Here is a 15,862-nt window from a genome sequence, read left to right as displayed (position 1 = left end):
GGAAGGTAAGCGGGGATTATTCTGGCTGAAAGTGTTACAAACATTTTCCCAGGGGCGATCAGCCTTCAGACCAATGGTAGGGAAAAGCTAAACTCACTACCTTGGCCCAGGGTACTCGTGACAGTCAAACTGCCCCCCTGCAATTCCACCAACCGTTTGGCGATCGCCAGCCCCAGGCCCGTGCCACCGGAATAACGGGAACGGGATTTATCAGCCCGCCAAAATCGCTCAAACACGTAGGGTAAATCCTCCTCTGCAATGCCAATGCCCGTATCAGCAACAGTCACCCAGAGTAAATTTTCCTCTTCCGTATCTTTCCTATCCGTACCAAGATAGGCGTCGATGGTAATGGCACCGCTGGGGGTATAACGCACCGCATTGCCAATTAAATTGACCAAAATTTGCTCAGTGCGGTCCGGATCCGCCAATACTGTTGGGAGAGGGGGTTGGACAGCGAGGATTAATTCCGGGCCATCTTCCAATAACTGATCCGCAAACCGTTGTTGTAATTTTGCCAACAGGGGATAAAGGTCTAGGGGTTGCCGTTGGATAGATAAATAACCAGCTTCCACCTTGGACAATTCTTGTAAATCCACCGTTAGCCGTTCCAACCTGCGGGTTTCCCCCACCAGTCGTTGGTATAGTTCCGCATCCCCGGCAATGGTGCCCTCCGCCAATTGTTCCAAATAGCCCCGCACCACCGTTAAAGGGGAACGTAATTCGTGGGTCAGGTCACTCACCAGTTCCCGCCGTTGTTGTTCCACATTTTCCAAGCTATCCGCCATGCGGTTAAAACTCTGGCCCAACTCCTCCAATTCAGGAATGTCACTGGGGGGCATCCGGGACTGTAAATCGCCCTCTGCCAAATTTTTCGTGGCTAACTTTAGGCGATCGAGGGGTTGCATAATCCGGTCTGCGGCTAGGAAGCTCAACCCTCCGGCGGCGCTGGCCCCAAAGATAATTGCCCAGAGGGAACTGCGATTCCAGGCAGTTTCAAAACCTCGGATCAGATAGGTTTTGGCGGAACGAACAGTGATAAATCCCTGACTTTCTAACTCCTCCAGGCGCAGAACAAACATGCGGGGGGAAGATATTTTTGCCAGGGAAACGAAACTGCCCAACCCCACTAGCATCACCAGAATATGGGAAAGGAAAAGACGGGAACCAAGACTGAGTTTAGCCATAGGATTGAGGTTGGCGGATCTAAGGAGTGCCCACAATGGGGGATCATTCAGGAAAAGCAATGGCTTACTACCCCTGGCCCCCATTTGTCTGTAGCACACCCGCAAAGCCGTAATAGAATGGGGTGATTGTTTTGCTCAATTTACCCGGGTCGGGGCATTGGGGGATTTAAAGATCCTAGGATCTGCCAGGTTATGGAGTGACGAAAAACTCCCCTTGGCCCCGCTGGAACCTATTGCCTAGCATTGCAGACCTGAATAGGTAAGTTGAGAGTCCGCTTAAATTTTTGGTGTCAGGAGTTGATCGCATGAGCCTACGTCGTAATGCCCTTAAGGTTTTGCAAGAAACCAGTCGGACATTCTACATTCCCATTAGCATTTTGCCTGATCAGCTTCTCGATGCGGTGGCCTCTGCCTACCTTTGTATGCGGGCGATCGATGAAGTGGAAGATCACCCAGACCTCGATGCGGAGACCAAAGCGAGAATCCTAAATCAGATTAGTCTTAATCTCCAGAGTGCGACGGAAAATTCCCACAGTGAGGACTTTATTCGGGGATTAGACCCCTACCGCAACCTCTTGCCTGAGGTAACTTTAAGGGTGGGAGAATGGGCCCTGCTGGCCCCGGAAAGCATTGCTCCTAGAGTTTGGGATGCCACGGCGGCCATGTCGGACCGGATGGCTTTTTGGGCGATCCACAACTGGCAAATCAAAACGGAAGGCGAGTTGGACCAATACACCTTTAGTGTAGCGGGGGCGGTGGGTCTGCTGCTGTCGGATTTGTGGGCTTGGCACGATGGCACCCAAACGAATCGCTCCCATGCCATTGGTTTTGGTCGGGGACTCCAGGCGGTGAACATTGTCCGCAACTATAAGGAAGATAAGCGCCGGGGGGTAAGCTTTTTTCCCCAGGGTTGGGAACTGGCGGATATGCACAAGTATGCCCGTTACAATTTGGCGTTGGCAGATCAATACACCAAATCTTTGCCCCACGGTCCGGCCCTCAATTTCTGTAAAATTCCCCTCACCCTTGCCTATGGCACCTTGGATGTTTTGGCCCTGGGTAAGGAAAAACTCAGCCGCAGTGATGTGATGGCTTTAGTCAATCGAGTTATTGCCAGCTAGGATTTAACCGATCCGGCCAGAATGCCCCGCACAAAGTACCGTTGCAAACCAAAGAAGACTACCAGAGGTACAATCATGCTGATGAAAGCCCCAGCAGTTAATAGGTACCAATCCTGTCCCCGGGAGCCGACTAAATTACTTAGTTGGATGGTGACAGGGGCAACGTCAGCAGTGCCTCCTAGGTAAACCAGGGCGACCAATAAATCATTCCATACCCAGAGGAATTGAAACACGGCAAAGGAGGCGATCGCCGGCATGGAGAGGGGCACAATTAACTTGGTAAAAATTTTTAAATGGGAAGCACCATCCACCGCCGCTGCTTCGATTAAATCCCTAGGTAAAGCGCCAATGTAGTTGCGTAACAGGTAGATACCCAGGGGCAGACCATAGGCAGTGTGGGCTAACCAAACCCCGAGGAAAGTGCCCGCTAGGCCCAATTGGGCATAAACCCTCAAAACAGGAATGAGAGTGGTTTGTAAAGGCACCACCAGTAGGCAGACCACCAAAATAAATAATAATTGTCGTCCCGGAAAGGTCATCCAAGCAAAGGCGTAAGCGGCAAAGGTGGCAATGGCAATGGGAATCACCGTGGCAGGCACAGCAATGGTCAAACTGTTTAAAAAAGCTTCCCCCATGCCGGAGGAGCGTAAAACGTCCCCATAGTTGCCCAGATAAAACTGGGTAATTTCTAGGGGGTGCCAAAATACTGTCCACCAACCAGTGCTGAGCATGTCCCCCCGGGGCCGTAGGGAGCTAATAAATAGACCTAAACTAGGCAATGTCCAAATGAAGGCAATGGTGAGAATTGCTATGTGAATGGGAAGTTTTTGCCAAAATTCTGTTTTTCTATTAGTGTTATTAGTCCTATTAGATTTATTAACGGCTTTGGTCATTAACGTAATTTCTCCTGAGCTTTAAAACGACGAATATTGGTGATCATCACGGGCACAATTAACAGCAATAAAATGACGGCAATGGTACTTCCCCGGCCAAAGTTGCGATAATTAAACATTTCCTTAATCATCAAGCTAGCGATTACTTCCGTGCCCTGGTTACCGCCGGTCATGACAAAAACAATGTCGAATACCTTCAGCACTAAAATCACCATGGTAGTACTGACTACTAACAGGGTAGAGCGGATCATGGGAATGGTAATGCGCCAAAAAATTTGCCAACTGTTAGCTCCGTCAATCCTAGCCGCTTCAATGACATCAGCGGGAATGCCTTTCACTGCGGCGGAAAGAATAACCATACAAAAGCCGGTGTAGAGCCAAATCATGATGGCGATGAGGGCAAAATTGTTCACCGATCGCTCCACCAACCATCCCACTGGGGCAAAGCCCAAGCTAGTTACAATGGCATTGAGCAAGCCAATTTGTTCGGCCCCCGCTGGCCTGTAGGCGTAGACAAATTTCCAAATGACGCTGGCCCCCACAAAGGAAATGGCCATGGGTAAAAAGATGATCGACTTGGCGATCGCCTCGTAGCGGACTTTATCCACCAAGACAGCAATAATTAACCCCAAACTAACGCTGATGCCTGTGACCAGTACTAACCATAATAAGTTGTTGCGAAATGCCACCAACATGGTGTGGTCTGTGAAGGCAAAAACGTAATTTTTTAGTCCGACAAAATTCCTGGAGCGCCCATCAAAAAAGCTTAAATAGGCAGTCTCTAGGGTAGGAAATATTAGATAGGCCGACAGAAAGAATAAAGCCGGGGTTACATACACCCAGGGCAATATCCTTTTATTCCAAGGTTTGGGCAGAGCATTAATGGCATAGTTAGCCAAGTAAAACAAACCGATTACCCCGCCACAACCAATGGCGATCGCCAACAGAACATTAACAATGCGATAAAACAAATTTTTCTTTTCCTCCAAATAACAACAGTGCGGCAGCAACTAAGGCATCTAACGGGGCCAACTTCTTTCAATGGTGTTTAAAACTTGAGTACCGTCGGCGCCGCCGATGTAGTCCACCATGCCAGACCAAAACGTCCCCGTGCCCACCGCTCCCGGCATCATATCGGACGCATCAAAACGAATCACCTCCGCCTTGTTCAAAATTTCCGCCTGTTTACGGGTCAGGCGATCGGGATAGAGATTCAGGTCAATGTTTTTGTGGGGAGAAATATAAGCTCCTAAAGTGGTGGCTACTTCATGGGGCCGGGAGCTCGCCAAATATGCCATCAACTGCCTAGCTTCCGGCGTATCGTTAAACATGGCAAAAATATCCCCTGCCACCAGGATGGGTAAGCCATACTCTTCTTCAATGGGGGGCAAAGGGAAAATATCAACCTGGTCATCGTCCACATCCGACGGCAAAAAAGCGGCAATGAAATTCCCTTGGCGGTGTAGATAACAATGGGGGGGATCGGTAAATAATCCTAAAATAGAATCTCCAAAAGGCGTGCTCAAAGCTCCCACCTTCCCGCCGTAAATCATTTTTTCGTTCTGGGTAATTTCGCCAAAAATATCCAGGGCATTTTCCACCCGGCGATCGTTGAAGGGAATATCATGGGCTACCCACTGATCATAGGTTGCCGGACTAGCAGTGCGTAACATAATATCTTCGACCCAATCGGTGCCCACCCAGCCCGTAGCATTGCCACTTTCGATGCCCAGACACCAGGGAGTTTTGCCTTCATCAATCAACCGTTGACTAAGGGCCATCATTTCTTCCCAAGTGCCAGGAACTTCATAACCATTGGCAGCAAACTCTTGGGGATTAAACCAAACTAGACTTTTGACCGAGGCTCGATACCAAACACCGTAAACGGTGCCATCCACCGCAGCTAAATCCAACCAAGCCTGGTCATAGGCCTCTGTCATTTCCTCCGGGGTGAGAATTTCCCCTAGGGGAACTAATTTTCCTTCCCTGGCAAAATTCGCCATCAATCCCGGCTGGGGAAACATGGCTAAATCGGGAGCTCGACCGGAGTCGACCCGAATGGGTAAGGTGGTGGCAAAGGTATCAACGCCTTCGTAAACCACTTCGATGCCAGTGGCTTCGGTAAAGGGTGCTAGGGCTTGTTCAATTTTTTCCTGTTGTTCTCCAATCATTACCCCAAGGATGGTCACCTGTTTTCTGTCTTCGTCCCCATTGACCCCTGGGCCCTGGCAACTAGTGAGAACAATCAGGCTAATTATCAGGGTAGTGATTTTAAAAAATTTCATCGCAAAAACCGTAAAGCAACAACCCAATATCGATGCAGTCGATATCTTTGGTGTGGTAAAGTTCCACCTATACCATGCCTTGAAAATTGGTATGGGTCAAATCAGATAGTTCTTTTTGACTACTAATTTTGTTGCTAGCAGCGTTGTCAATCCCATCGCTCTGGTCTGGGATGCAAATGGCAGGAAAATTCTGCTCCCCTTGGGGGAAACGAGTTACGATGGGGGCGACGTTTGCTTTGTTTGCGACATAATTCTATGGATGTCAAATTGATTTTGATTGGTCTAACAGCGGTATTTACCCTGGCATGTCTATTTTTCGGCACCAAAAATGGCTATTACGACACGGACAAATATGACGGCAATGGTTCTGCCCATTAGTCTTGCCCCAGCTCTCCGCTGTTATCGTGACTGATTTTGCTTTGCCCCCAGGGCCGATCGCCAAGCTTCCATGACTTTTTCCGTGCCGACCCAGGGCAAGGCTTTTGCCAATATATCCTTTCTTCCCTATGGAGTGGGTCCCCGGGATGGGGGGATTTGTCTGGAACTGCATTTGGGACCCTATAGGATTCTGCTCGACTGTGGTTTAGAAGACTTAACACCATTGTTGGCAGCGGATCCGGGGACAGTGGATCTGGTTTTTTGTAGCCATGCCCACAGGGATCACGGTTTGGGGTTGTGGCAATTTCACCAACAATTTCCCCACATTCCCATTCTGGCCAGTGAGGTTACCCAACGGTTACTGCCCCTGAATTGGCCCGATGAGGTTGTGCCCCCCTTTTGTCGGGTTTTACCCTGGCGATCGCCCCAGGAGGTTTTGCCTGGCCTCACAGTGGAATTATTACCGGCGGGGCATTTACCGGGGGCTGCCCTAATTTTGCTCGAATACCATAACGGCGATCGCCTTTACCGGGTGATTTATACCGGGGATTATTGCCTTTCCCATCTCCAGTTAGTAGACGGTCTGGCCTTGACTCCCCTGCGGGGTCTGAAACCGGATGTGCTGATCCTAGAAGGACAGTATGGCAACCGCCGTTTACCCCACCGTCGTCAACAGGAAAAACAATTTATCCAGGCGATCGAAACGGTGCTAGCCAAGGGGAGAAATATTCTCCTGCCAGTGCCTCCCTTGGGTTTAGCCCAGGAAATTCTCAAGTTACTACGGACCCACCATCAGTTCACCGGGCGTCAAGTTAACCTTTGGGCAGGGGAATCCGTGGCCAGAGGTTGTGACGCTTACCAGGGAATAATTGACCATCTCCCCGATAATGTCCGCAATTTTGCCCAACACCAACCCCTATTTTGGGACGATAAAGTTTATCCCCATCTGCAGCCCCTCACCGATGACCAGGGCGAACTATCCCTATCGGCCCCATCCATAGTAATCACCACAACTTGGCCTGCTTTTTGGCCTAGTCCCGCCGCCTTACCGGGGTTATGGACAGTGTTTGTGCCCCAGTTGGTTACCTTACCCAGTTGTTTGGTGAACTTTGCCTGGGAAGACCTAGAAGAGTTTCCCCAATATGAGCTGGAGGATTATTTGTTGGCAGACCATAGTGATGGCCGCAACACTACCCAGTTGATCCATAATCTCCGTCCCCAACATTTGGTGTTTGTCCATGGGCAACCCTCGGATATTGAAGACTTAACTAGTTTAGAAGAATTACAAAGTCGCTACCAGCTCCATTCCCCCGCCGCCGGCAATGCGGTAGCCCTGCCCATTGGCGATCGATTTGTACAACCCACTCCCCCGCCGTCCCAAATTTATGAAGGAGAAATCCACGAGCTAGAACCCAATAAGCAGATTCATCACCTGGGGGAAGTGATGATCCATTTAGACGGGCAAATTCTAGAAAATTCCCGTTGGGGCAAATTTGGCGAAACCGGCATTGTGCAGGCCCGTTGGCAGGGGGAAGAACTGGTATTAAGGGGGATCAGCCAAAGGGAATTGCTCAAACAAAATCAAAGCACTAAGCGCCCGGTAGATTTCGATTGCTGTGCCAACTGCCGACATTTTCAGCATCATCATTGCCGTAATCCCGCTTCTCCTCTTATGGGGTTAGAGGTGAGGGCGGATGGCCATTGTCCTGTGTTTGAGTCGGCAACGGGCAGTTGAGACGTGTTTTAAAAACCCCCCGATGCTCCTAATTTTGGCTGAGGACCAGCTAAAAGTCCCCTGCCATTGGATCCACTTTTTGCGGAGCAAACTGAAACCTGTCCAATAGATTCTTAGGGGTTGCAATGCTAGCTGTAGCGTAAAATCAACGCTTCCCTGGCCTGTTCCCGGTCATCGAAGTGAATTTTTTCTGTACCTAAAATTTGGTAATCTTCATGGCCTTTACCGGCAATTAACACCCCATCCCCCGGTTTTGCTTCCCGGATCGCCTTATGGATAGCGGTGGCCCGATCGCCAATGATCCAGGGTTCGATGTCTAGACTGATGCCTTGCACTACGTCGGCCAAAATTTGTTCGGGGTCTTCGGTACGGGGATTATCGGAGGTAACCACCGCTAGGTCGGCCAGCTGAGCCGCAATATTGCCCATTAAGGGCCGTTTGGTACGATCCCGATCGCCACCACAACCAAATACACAAATCAAGCGGCCGGGGATAAAGGGGCGGGCGGCCTTGAGGGCATTTTCCAAACTGTCCGGGGTGTGGGCATAGTCCACCATCACAGAAATGTCTTGATCCGGGCGGATTTTTACCTGCTCCATGCGCCCCGGTACCCCAGGAAAATCGAGTAAATCCTTCACCATGGCGGCTGGATCTAGCCCAAGGTGCAGGCCACTGGCGATCGCCGCTAGCACATTGGCCAAGTTAAATTGCCCTACTAAGGGGGACAGGAAAGGAAATTCCCCCTGGGGAGTAACAAACGTGCCCTTAACCCCGGTGGGTTGATAGTCCAAATCCTTGGTGTAAAAGTCCGCAGTGCTATCGTTGACGCTGTAGGCGTAAACCTGATCCAACGGTAGGCGATCGATTAACCTTTGGCCGTAGGGATCATCTTGGTTGATCACCGCCCGACCTTGGAGATATGACTCCTTAAACAACAAAGCCTTGGCAGCAAAATAATTTTCCATGGTGCCGTGGAAGTCCAAATGATCCTGGGTGAGGTTGGTGAACACAGCGCAGGCAAAGCCACATTGCAAAACCCTGCCCTGGGCCAAGGCATGGGAACTGACTTCCATCACGGCGTATTGATTGCCCGCCTGGAGAGCTTCGGCCAATTGTTTCTGTAAATCCGTCGCAAAGGGGGTGGTGTGGGTGGCGGTCTTTTGGTAACCAGGCCAACGGGTGTAGAGGGTTCCTAGCAAAGCACTGGACCGTTGCTGTTGATTGAGGAAATATTCAATCAAATGGCTGGTGGTGGTTTTGCCATTGGTGCCCGTTACTCCCACCAGCTGCAACGTTTGGGCAGGATGTTGGTAAAAGGCCGCCGCAAGGCCGGCACACACCGGCACTAAATCCGGCACCGCAATGACGCATTCTCCATTTTGGGGCGGAAATTTTTGCAACGCCTTCTCACTGACCACAGCGGCGATCGCCCCAGCTTCTAGGGCCCCGGACCAAAACTCCCCTCCGTCAACCCTGGTGCCCGGCATGCCAATGAATAAAGTGCCAGGGGGACAGGCATGGGAATTGGTAGATAAACCAGTCACTATTTTCCCTAGGGCAGGGCAACGATCCGATTCCTGGGCCAACCAAGGGGCGGCGGCCACCACCTCTGGAACCGATGCCAATAACTGCCCTAACTTAACCATGGTTGTTTTTCCCCAATCAAATCTGCCGTCAATGAAGGTCAATATACCCGAGATGTTCCAACGGAGGTTAGCTCCTGGTGTACTGGTTGCAAAGCTTCCTGGCTGACCTTGATTAATGCGAACGGGAATTACCTTTTCTCCGTCCAGCAAGAAGGGGGAGTTCAGTCAACTTTTTCCCTCCAAAGACGGCCCTTGGCACTGGCCAGTTCTGGATGCCCTGCCTCAATTAAAGCCTGATCCCGCAAACGGCAGGAGTCACAGCGACCACAGGGTTCTTCCCCCCCGGCGTAGCAAGACCAGGTTTGGGAAATGGGGACTCCCAATTCCAAAGCTTTATGGACAATGTCAACTTTGCTCAATTCAATCAGGGGAGCTAGCAATTGAATGGGTCTTCCTTCTACCCCCACTTTGGATGACAGGGCCGCCAATTGTTGATAGGTTGCTAAATATTCAGGGCGGCAATCAGGATAACCGGAATAGTCGATGGCATTGATGCCCAAAAATACCGCTTCGGCTTCCTTGGCTTCAGCTAAAGATAAACCGAGGGCAATAAATACGGTGTTACGCCCCGGCACATAGGTGGAAGGAATAATATCCGGTTCTACCCCTGTCTGGGGCAAGGTTTGTTGGCGATCAGTCAGTGAAGAGCCTCCCCACTGGGCCAGGTCTAGGTTGATGCTGAAATGTTCTGGGAGCCCCAGGGCTTGAACGATGTCTGCCGCCGCTCGCAATTCCCGGTCATGGCGTTGGCCGTAGTTAAAAGAAAGGGCAATAACTCGGTACCCTTCCTCTTTGGCGATCGCCGCTACGGTGGCGGAATCTAACCCTCCGGATAGTAAAACAACAGCAGTTTTGGTCATAGATTTTTCGGCAGTCAATCAGTTATGGTCGTTGCTGCAGCCTGGGCAGCCTGTTGGCAAAGTTTTAGTTTGTTCCCTAACCCCGCCGGGGAAATTGTCTTTGTCGCACTTCTCCACTGAATTTATGCACTGTTTCCGTAATGGTGTGCCGTAAATTCAGATAGGCCGGAGCAAAGGGCGGTTGTTTGACTGTCAAACCGAGTAAATCCGCCGTCACCAACACCTGGCCGTCACACTGGGGCCCTGCCCCAATGCCAATGGTGGGAATGGGCAACTGCTCAGTGATACTAGCCGCTAGTTCGCTAGGAATATGTTCTAAAACAATGGCAAACACCCCCGCCTCTGCCAAGGCGATCGCCTGATGAAGAATTTTCTCCGCTGTGACCGGGTCCTGGCCCTGTTGCCGATAACCCAACTGATGGACTGATTGGGGCGTTAAGCCCACATGACCCATCACCGGAATGCCCACCTCCGTTAGTCGAGCTACGGTTTCCACCATACGGGGGTGACCCCCTTCTAATTTCACTGCCTGGGCACCGGTTTCCCGCAAAACCCTTCCCGCTGACCCCATGGCCTGGGCTGGACTTTCCTGATAGGTCAAAAAGGGTAGGTCACAGACCACCAATGCTCTTTGCACTCCCCTTTTAACTGCCGCTGTGTGGTGAATCATGGTGTCCAAGCTCACCGGTAGGGTAGTTTCGTAGCCCAAGACCACCATTCCGAGGGAATCCCCCACCAGAATAATTTCCACTCCCGCCGCATCCAACACCGAGGCGATCGCCGTATCCCAGGCAGTAAGGGCCACAATAGGCCGTTGTTGACGCTTCCAATCCAACAATTGGGTAGGGGTAATGGCCATGGGAACTTAAGAGCGCACCGCCTCTAAAATACGGGAATAGTAGAAACGGGTACTGGTCATGCCGGTACGGGCAATGGAAAAGCCGTTATCTCCCAAAATTTTGCGAATGTCTGCTTCTTTATGTTGATAGGCCCTGGTGGTCTTACTGGGACCGGGAAACAGTCCCCCAATTTTTTTGAGCACAGTCAAGCCTAGGGTTTTGGGGGCAAAGCTCAAAATTAAACGGCGATCGGCCAGGGAGGCCAAGTGGCTAATCATCGCTGACGCCTCCTCGGTTGGATAGTGAATCAACACATCCAGACAAATAACCGTGTCATATTTCCCCCCCAACTGGGCTAAATCCTGGGTCATAAACGTGGGCTGATTGCCATAGGCCAAAACTTCCTGGGCCTTTTGTTGGGCTTCCCCCACCATTTTTTCGGAAATATCACTGCCATAGACCAATGCGCCCGCTTGGGCCAGGGGAATGCTCAAACTACCTACCCCACATCCCGCATCACAGACTAACAAGCCAGGTAAATTTCCGTCCGCCACTAACCAGGCCACCACCGAGTCAACGGTTTGTTGATGCCCCACCCGGATGTCTTTTTGCACGAAATTGACTTGGCCGTCACCATAGATCCGGCGCCAACGGTCAAAGCCGGTGGAATTAAAATAGTCACGAACGATGGTTTTATCGTCTAGGGCGGCGTTGGTCATGGAAAGCTAAGCTCGAAAATTTGAGTTAGGTAAAGGTTGGTATAAGCTATAGGCACGAGCCGTCTAAGCAATGGTACCATTCTTTTCTGGTTACTCTGGGGGAGGAATTTTCGTGGTTCCATATCAGGAATTCAAGACCTAATATCCCCAGCCGAGGGGAGAACGTGTTACTATGCCTCCATAGAGTAATGATCGGTTGGTAGCATTTGTTTCTAGTATTAACGGTTTTTCGCGTTTTTCCATTGACAGGCATTTCTCCGAAATCACCCTCTACATATCCCTCAGTTTTTGGAGAAAATCCATGTCAATTTATGTAGGCAACCTGTCCTATGACGTTTCAGAAGCCGATTTAACCGCGGTTTTTGCTGAATACGGTTCCGTAAAGCGGGTCCAGCTCCCCACCGACCGGGAAACTGGTCGCATGCGGGGCTTCGGTTTTGTCGAGCTAGAAGCTGACGCCGAAGAAACGGCTGCCATTGAAGCCCTAGACGGCGCAGAATGGATGGGTCGTGACCTCAAGGTTAACAAAGCCAAGCCCCGGGAAAATCGCAGTGGCGGTGGTTCCTTTGGTGGCGGTCGTAAAAGCTATGGTGGTAGCCGCTACTAGGGCTTAGTTTTTGTTCGCCGTCGTTTCACCAGTTTGATTCGATTAATGAAATTTTTTTGAACTACCCGTATTTCTGGTGGGAAATCGGGCTAAATCCCGTTCTCATTGTTACTTAAATTAGTTCAACCTAGGGGTTCTTGCCGTGTGGCCGGAACCCTTTAGTTTTTCCGGTGACAAGGGCATTTTTGCTTGGCTTTGTCATTTCTCCTCCCCTTGCCTTGGAGGTAATTGTCACTCATACTAATTCAGACACTGGATTCAGTGTTTACCGAGCGTCCAAGATTGTTAATACTATGCAACCCACCCCCCCGAAGCCGCCCAAAAAGACCCCCGAGACTGAGCTTTTAGAAACCAATGTGGCCGCGGCAGATGATCTAATTCCCGAAGCCCCAGCCAACACTACCCTAGATACCACCGCCAAAAACTATTATCAGGCGATCGGTTGGTTGCGCGGGGTGGTAAAAAAAGGGGAAGAACGATATTACGTACAGATTCGGGATGCCAATTTTACTTTATATTTGCCTAGGCGAGCCATTGCGGTGGCGGCGGCGTTGGAAGGAAAGTTAGCCTGGATCAAGTGCTATCCCCAGTCCAAAGGAGAAGGGTTAAGCTTTAAAGTGGTCTGGATGGGCACAGAACAGCATGAGAAAAGCGATCCTGGTATTTTTGTTTTGCGGGGAGTGTGGCAATTTATTCCCCAATGTCGCCGGCCTGTTTTTAGTGTCTATCGCAATGAGCTGAAAAGCTATGAAAATCGCCCCAACAATCAGCATTTGCCCTTAATTTGGAGCGATCAACCCCCCTACCGTTTTCGCAAGGATTCGGAGGAGCGGCCGAAGTTTTATCAGATTTTGGCTCGCTTGATTCCCCAACGCAATTGTTTTGGTTTTGTGGAACAGATTGCCGAGCCGGTTGAACAAACCCCCCGTCGGGTTAAAAAGACTCCCTTTAACCCCGATAGTTCTGAGAAAAAGTCTGAGCATGGCCATAAGGGGGAAAAGCAAGAGAATAGCCTGGAGTCTCCAGAAAACCTAGAGCTAAACCAGGGGGAGACTGGACCCTTGCCGGCAGAGAAGCTTGACGATCTTGATACTGACAACGGCGATCGCCAACCGTCTTCTGGGGCGACTTCTTTGACAGAAGAACCAAGCAATGGGTCAACGGAAGCGGTGGTTGAATCGGAATCATCCCTAGAGCCGGAATTACCAGCGGAGTCAAAAGCAAAAAAAACGACTTCCACAAGTAAGGCCAAAACCACGAAAACGCCCAAGACCACTAAAACTACTAAGGCCAAAACTAGGGGCAAAACATCTCCACCGGAAGTCTAGATGTTGCTACTCCTTCGGGTCTGGGAAAACTGGAATAGGCTGCTCAATCAATTTTGGTGATCTACAAAGCCAGGGTTTACCTGCATGGTTAAACGGGGGCGATAAAACCGTCCCCAGACCGACAACGGCGATCGCCAAAATCAGAATTGAGGCAGCGATAGCGTAAAATCTGATCACAAATTGCCTATTTTCTGCGAACCCTAGGCGAAAATTCCTCGCAATCCCAAGCTCAATGTCCGATTTTCTTTTACAAAGTAGTTGGTTTATTCCTTTTTATGGTCTGATTGGGTCGATCCTTAGCCTGCCTTGGTCATTTCGCCTGATTAAACAAACGGGCCCCAGACCGGCTGCCTACTTCAATATTTTCATGACTTTGGTTTCTGCCCTCCATGGCATGGTTGCCCTCTCAGCCATTTGGCAAACACCGAGTGAGCAAATTGTTTTCCATTGGCTCCAGGTGGCGGATTTAGACCTCACCTTGGCGGTGGAGATTTCCCCGGTTAGTTTGGGGGCCCTATCGGTGGTGACTGGCATCAGTTTTTTAGTCCAGATTTTTGGTCTGGGCTATATGGAGAAGGACTGGTCCTTGGCTCGCTTCTATGGACTATTGGGCTTTTTTGAGGCGGCCCTGGGGGGCATTGCCCTGAGTGATTCCCTATTTTTAAGCTATGGCCTGTTGGAAATGCTAACCCTTTCCACCTATCTTTTGGTGGGTTTTTGGTATGCCCAGCCCCTGGTGGTTACCGCCGCCCGGGATGCTTTTTTAACCAAAAGGGTGGGGGATATTATTCTCCTCATGGGGGTAGTGGCCCTCTCTAGCTATGGTCAGGGTTTAACTTTTTCCCAGTTGGACAACTGGGCTAGTACGGTGCCAGTGACCGGCATCACCGCTACTTTGTTGGGACTATCTCTAATTGCTGGCCCCACCGGCAAATGCGCTCAATTTCCCCTCAATCTTTGGTTGGACGAAGCCATGGAGGGCCCGAATCCGGCGGGCATTATGCGTAATTCGGTGGTGGTGTCAGCCGGTGCCTATGTGTTGATTAAGTTACAGCCGGTGTTTACCCTCTCCCCGATCGCCTCCAAGACCTTGATTGTGCTGGGGACGTTGACAGTGGTGATGACCTCGCTCATTGCCATTGCGCAGATTGACATTAAGCGTACCCTTTCCCATTCCACCAGCGTTTACCTGGGATTGGTATTTATTGCGGTGGGTTTGGGGGAGGTAGACATTGCCTTTCTGTTGCTCTTCGCCCATGCGATCGCCAAAGCTTTGTTATTTATGAGCATTGGTTCGATTATTTTCACCACCAGCGGTCAAAATATCACTGAAATGGGGGGATTATGGAATCGTATGCCCGTGACCACAACTTCCTTTGTGGTTGGTTCTGCGGGATTGTTGGCGGTTTTTCCCCTAGGCATGTTTTGGACTTGGCAAAAATGGTTTAGTGGAGATTGGTTGGTAAGCTGGCCCCTATTGGCTTTATTGATCTTTGTTAACCTCTTTTCTGCCCTCAATTTAACCAGGGTGTTTCGTTTAGTGTTCTTGGGTAAACCCCAGCCCAAAACCCGCCGGGCCCCGGAAGTACCCTGGCCCATGGCGGTGCCCATGGTGAGTTTGATCATTGTGACTCTGCTGGTGCCCATTGCCCCCTTGCAGTGGTCTTTTTGGTTATCAGCCACCTATCCCCTCGGTTTAACTTCCCCCGTTACCCAATGGGCCATGCCTCTCCTGATGGTGGCGGGAATTACAGGAATTTTGTTGGGTAGTCTTATGCCTTTACGACGGAATCTCTCTCGCTCAAGTCGACTGCCGGTGCGTTTCCTGCAGGATTTGTTCGCCTACGATGTTTATTTGGATAAAATTTATGGCGCTACGGTGGTGGCAGCGGTGGCGGCGATCGCCAAAATCAGCACTTGGTTTGATCGTTACGTCATCGACGGCATAGTCAACCTAGTCAGTTTGGTAACTATTTTCAGCGGCAGTGCCCTCAAATATAATGTCACCGGGCAGTCACAATTTTATCTGCTCACCATCTTGGTGGGGGTAGCCCTGCTGATCTGGTTTTCCCTCAGCGGTCAATGGATGGCGATCAGGCAGTTTTGGTCCAGTTGGTTGTCCCTAATTCTTCCTTAATTGAGGGAAGAGCAAAACTAATTAATCTTGATTTAAAACTAACTTTTTCTGATTTGCTTGATGTTAACCTACTTTTTATCAATTTTTTTTAGCTTGATAGTATCTAATTAAATTTTTACCAAGCCAACTT

At 50.3% G+C, this 15,862-nt stretch carries 14 protein-coding genes; 6 read left to right on the top strand and 8 right to left on the bottom strand.

Annotation, left to right across the window (positions count from 1 at the left end):
• Positions 1–65: 65 nt before the first annotated feature.
• The gene (locus BWK47_RS14610) at positions 66–1,184 is read right to left on the bottom strand and encodes a sensor histidine kinase (RefSeq protein WP_162329209.1); all 1,119 of its coding nucleotides are present in this window, start codon (positions 1,182–1,184) and stop codon (positions 66–68) included.
• A gap of 287 nt (positions 1,185–1,471) precedes the next feature.
• Here BWK47_RS14610 and BWK47_RS14605 point away from each other — a divergent pair, with 287 nt between their 5' ends.
• On the top strand, positions 1,472–2,305 hold the full coding sequence (locus BWK47_RS14605) for a squalene/phytoene synthase family protein (protein WP_204250421.1): 834 nt from the start codon (positions 1,472–1,474) through the stop codon (positions 2,303–2,305).
• Here BWK47_RS14605 and BWK47_RS14600 read toward each other — a convergent pair.
• Genes BWK47_RS14600 through BWK47_RS14590 form a run of 3 tightly spaced genes read right to left on the bottom strand, consistent with a single transcriptional unit; the run spans position 2,302 to position 5,483 of the window.
• Positions 2,302–3,198 (bottom strand): carbohydrate ABC transporter permease, encoded by an 897-nt coding sequence (locus BWK47_RS14600; protein WP_162329207.1) that lies wholly within the window; start codon positions 3,196–3,198, stop codon positions 2,302–2,304. The genes BWK47_RS14605 and BWK47_RS14600 overlap by 4 nt on opposite strands.
• Positions 3,198–4,169, bottom strand: a complete 972-nt coding sequence (locus tag BWK47_RS14595) for a carbohydrate ABC transporter permease (protein ID WP_237269671.1) — start codon at positions 4,167–4,169, stop codon at positions 3,198–3,200. Before BWK47_RS14595 ends, BWK47_RS14600 begins: the two co-directional genes overlap by 1 nt.
• A 48-nt stretch (positions 4,170–4,217) precedes the next feature.
• Complete coding sequence (locus BWK47_RS14590; RefSeq protein ID WP_162329206.1) at positions 4,218–5,483, bottom strand: ABC transporter substrate-binding protein; 1,266 nt, start codon at positions 5,481–5,483, stop codon at positions 4,218–4,220.
• A 255-nt stretch (positions 5,484–5,738) separates the two neighbouring features.
• On the opposite strand from BWK47_RS14590, the gene BWK47_RS17290 reads away from it, so the two are divergent.
• The gene (locus BWK47_RS17290; RefSeq protein WP_038531209.1) at positions 5,739–5,861 is read left to right on the top strand and encodes a membrane protein; all 123 of its coding nucleotides are present in this window, start codon (positions 5,739–5,741) and stop codon (positions 5,859–5,861) included.
• Between the two features lie 70 nt (positions 5,862–5,931).
• A complete protein-coding gene (locus tag BWK47_RS14585) occupies positions 5,932–7,596 on the top strand; it encodes an MBL fold metallo-hydrolase (protein ID WP_162329205.1) in 1,665 nt (554 codons plus the stop codon).
• A 128-nt stretch (positions 7,597–7,724) separates the two neighbouring features.
• Here the strand turns inward: BWK47_RS14585 and BWK47_RS14580 are convergent, their stop codons facing one another.
• From BWK47_RS14580 to bchM, 4 genes are all read right to left on the bottom strand, one after another.
• Positions 7,725–9,242 carry a UDP-N-acetylmuramoyl-L-alanyl-D-glutamate--2,6-diaminopimelate ligase gene (locus tag BWK47_RS14580; protein ID WP_162329204.1) on the bottom strand — a complete coding sequence of 506 codons (1,518 nt, stop codon included), beginning with the start codon at positions 9,240–9,242 and terminating at the stop codon, positions 7,725–7,727.
• 161 nt (positions 9,243–9,403) lie between these two features.
• Positions 9,404–10,102, bottom strand: a complete 699-nt coding sequence (gene queC / locus BWK47_RS14575) for a 7-cyano-7-deazaguanine synthase QueC (RefSeq protein WP_162329203.1) — start codon at positions 10,100–10,102, stop codon at positions 9,404–9,406.
• A 76-nt stretch (positions 10,103–10,178) separates the two neighbouring features.
• Positions 10,179–10,961: a 3-methyl-2-oxobutanoate hydroxymethyltransferase gene (panB, locus tag BWK47_RS14570; protein WP_162329202.1), complete on the bottom strand. Its 783-nt coding sequence runs from the start codon at positions 10,959–10,961 to the stop codon at positions 10,179–10,181.
• A 6-nt stretch (positions 10,962–10,967) separates the two neighbouring features.
• Positions 10,968–11,660, bottom strand: coding sequence for a magnesium protoporphyrin IX methyltransferase (gene bchM / locus BWK47_RS14565; RefSeq protein ID WP_010874036.1), 693 nt, complete (start codon positions 11,658–11,660; stop codon positions 10,968–10,970).
• 301 nt (positions 11,661–11,961) lie between these two features.
• On the opposite strand from bchM, the gene BWK47_RS14560 reads away from it, so the two are divergent.
• From BWK47_RS14560 to BWK47_RS14550, 3 genes are all read left to right on the top strand, one after another.
• On the top strand, positions 11,962–12,267 hold the full coding sequence (locus BWK47_RS14560) for an RNA recognition motif domain-containing protein (protein WP_010874035.1): 306 nt from the start codon (positions 11,962–11,964) through the stop codon (positions 12,265–12,267).
• Between the two features lie 293 nt (positions 12,268–12,560).
• The gene (locus tag BWK47_RS14555; protein WP_237269670.1) at positions 12,561–13,595 is read left to right on the top strand and encodes a hypothetical protein; all 1,035 of its coding nucleotides are present in this window, start codon (positions 12,561–12,563) and stop codon (positions 13,593–13,595) included.
• A gap of 232 nt (positions 13,596–13,827) precedes the next feature.
• Complete coding sequence (locus BWK47_RS14550) at positions 13,828–15,732, top strand: NAD(P)H-quinone oxidoreductase subunit F (protein ID WP_162329200.1); 1,905 nt, start codon at positions 13,828–13,830, stop codon at positions 15,730–15,732.
• Positions 15,733–15,862: the final 130 nt, after the last annotated feature.

Origin of the sequence: Synechocystis sp. CACIAM 05 (genome assembly GCF_010222815.1) — a bacterium.
GTDB lineage: Bacteria > Cyanobacteriota > Cyanobacteriia > Cyanobacteriales > Microcystaceae > Synechocystis.
The sequence above is the reverse complement of the archived record's forward strand: the minus strand, read 5'-3'. Positions and strand labels throughout refer to the sequence as shown.